Source organism: Bacillus sp. JJ1533, from assembly GCF_036965045.1.
GTDB lineage: Bacteria > Bacillota > Bacilli > Bacillales > Bacillaceae_L > Ferdinandcohnia.
In genome coordinates, this window is sequence record NZ_JBALOV010000024.1 from 1632 (window position 1) to 4537 (window position 2906).

The 2906-nt window shown below is 52.2% G+C and carries 1 rRNA gene; it reads left to right on the top strand.

Annotation, left to right across the window (positions count from 1 at the left end):
• Positions 1 to 2899 (top strand): 23S ribosomal RNA (locus V7138_RS12040).
• The last annotated feature ends 7 nt before the right edge of the window (positions 2900 to 2906 follow it).

Consider the following 2906-nt stretch of genomic DNA (forward strand, 5'->3'; position numbering starts at 1 on the left):
ATGCCTTGGCACTAGGAGCCGATGAAGGACGGTACTAACACCGATATGCTTCGGGGAGCTGTAAGTAAGCTTTGATCCGAAGATTTCCGAATGGGGAAACCCACTGCTCGTAATGGGGCAGTATCCTTACCTGAATTCATAGGGTAAGAGAAGGTAGACCCGGGGAACTGAAACATCTTAGTACCCGGAGGAAGAGAAAGCAAACGCGATTTCCTGAGTAGCGGCGAGCGAAACGGAAGATAGCCCAAACCAAGAGGCTTGCCTCTTGGGGTTGTAGGACACTCTATACGGAGTTACAAAAGAGCGAAGTAGACGAAGCGACCTGGAAAGGTCCGTCAGAGAAGGTAACAACCCTGTAGTCGAAACTTCGTTCTCTCTTGAGTGGATCCTGAGTACGGCGGGACACGTGAAATCCCGTCGGAAGCTGGGAGGACCATCTCCCAAGGCTAAATACTCCCTAGTGACCGATAGTGAACCAGTACCGTGAGGGAAAGGTGAAAAGCACCCCGGAAGGGGAGTGAAAGAGAACCTGAAACCGTGTGCCTACAAGTAGTCAAAGCACATTCATGTGTGATGGCGTGCCTTTTGTAGAATGAACCGGCGAGTTACGATCCCGTGCAAGGTTAAGTTGAAGAGACGGAGCCGCAGCGAAAGCGAGTCTGAATAGGGCGATATAGTACGTGGTCGTAGACCCGAAACCAGGTGATCTACCCATGTCCAGGGTGAAGTTCAGGTAACACTGAATGGAGGCCCGAACCCACGCACGTTGAAAAGTGCGGGGATGAGGTGTGGGTAGCGGAGAAATTCCAATCGAACTTGGAGATAGCTGGTTCTCTCCGAAATAGCTTTAGGGCTAGCCTCGAGTATAGAGTCTTGGAGGTAGAGCACTGATTGGACTAGGGGCCCTCATCGGGTTACCGAATTCAGTCAAACTCCGAATGCCAAAGACTTGATTCTCGGGAGTCAGACTGCGAGTGATAAGATCCGTAGTCAAGAGGGAAACAGCCCAGACCACCAGCTAAGGTCCCAAAGTATACGTTAAGTGGAAAAGGATGTGGAGTTGCTTAGACAACCAGGATGTTGGCTTAGAAGCAGCCACCATTTAAAGAGTGCGTAATAGCTCACTGGTCGAGTGACTCTGCGCCGAAAATGTACCGGGGCTAAACGTATCACCGAAGCTGTGGATTGTTCTTACGAACAATGGTAGGAGAGCGTTCTAAGTGCAGCGAAGTCAGACCGTGAGGACTGGTGGAGCGCTTAGAAGTGAGAATGCCGGTATGAGTAGCGAAAGAGGGGTGAGAATCCCCTCCACCGAATGCCTAAGGTTTCCTGAGGAAGGCTCGTCCGCTCAGGGTTAGTCGGGACCTAAGCCGAGGCTGAAAAGCGTAGGCGATGGACAACAGGTTGATATTCCTGTACCACCTCTTTACCGTTTGAGCAATGGAGGGACGCAGGAGGATAGGGTAAGCGCGCTGTTGGATATGCGCGTCCAAGCAGTTAGACTGGTAAGTAGGCAAATCCGCTTACCGTAAGGTTGAGCTGTGATGGCGAGGGAAATATAGTACCGAAGTTCCTGATTCCACACTGCCAAGAAAAGCTTCTAGCGAGGTAAATGGTGCCCGTACCGCAAACCGACACAGGTAGGCGAGGAGAGAATCCTAAGGTGATCGAGAGAACTCTCGTTAAGGAACTCGGCAAAATGACCCCGTAACTTCGGGAGAAGGGGTGCTTTTTAGGGTGAATAGCCCTGAAAAGCCGCAGTGAATAGGCCCAGGCGACTGTTTAGCAAAAACACAGGTCTCTGCGAAGCCGCAAGGCGAAGTATAGGGGCTGACACCTGCCCGGTGCTGGAAGGTTAAGAGGAGGGGTTAGCGTAAGCGAAGCTCTGAATCGAAGCCCCAGTAAACGGCGGCCGTAACTATAACGGTCCTAAGGTAGCGAAATTCCTTGTCAGGTAAGTTCTGACCCGCACGAAAGGTGTAACGATCTGGGCACTGTCTCAACGAGAGACTCGGTGAAATTATAGTACCTGTGAAGATGCAGGTTACCCGCGACAGGACGGAAAGACCCCGTGGAGCTTTACTGCAACCTGATATTGAATTTTGGTACAGCTTGTACAGGATAGGTAGGAGCCTTGGAAGCCGGAGCGCCAGCTTCGGTGGAGGCGTCGGTGGGATACTACCCTGGCTGTATTGAAATTCTAACCCGAAGGCCTTATCGGCCTTGGAGACAGTGTCAGGTGGGCAGTTTGACTGGGGCGGTCGCCTCCTAAAGAGTAACGGAGGCGCCCAAAGGTTCCCTCAGAATGGTTGGAAATCATTCGTAGAGTGTAAAGGCACAAGGGAGCTTGACTGCGAGACCTACAAGTCGAGCAGGGACGAAAGTCGGGCTTAGTGATCCGGTGGTTCCGCATGGAAGGGCCATCGCTCAACGGATAAAAGCTACCCCGGGGATAACAGGCTTATCTCCCCCAAGAGTCCACATCGACGGGGAGGTTTGGCACCTCGATGTCGGCTCATCGCATCCTGGGGCTGTAGTCGGTCCCAAGGGTTGGGCTGTTCGCCCATTAAAGCGGTACGCGAGCTGGGTTCAGAACGTCGTGAGACAGTTCGGTCCCTATCCGTCGTGGGCGTAGGAAATTTGAGAGGAGCTGTCCTTAGTACGAGAGGACCGGGATGGACACACCGCTGGTGTACCAGTTGTCCTGCCAAGGGCATAGCTGGGTAGCTATGTGTGGAAGGGATAAGTGCTGAAAGCATCTAAGCATGAAGCCCCCCTCAAGATGAGATTTCCCATAGTGTTAAACTAGTAAGATCCCTCGAAGATGACGAGGTTGATAGGTCAGAGGTGGAAGCATGGTGACATGTGCAGCTGACTGATACTAATCGATCGAGGACTTAACCAAA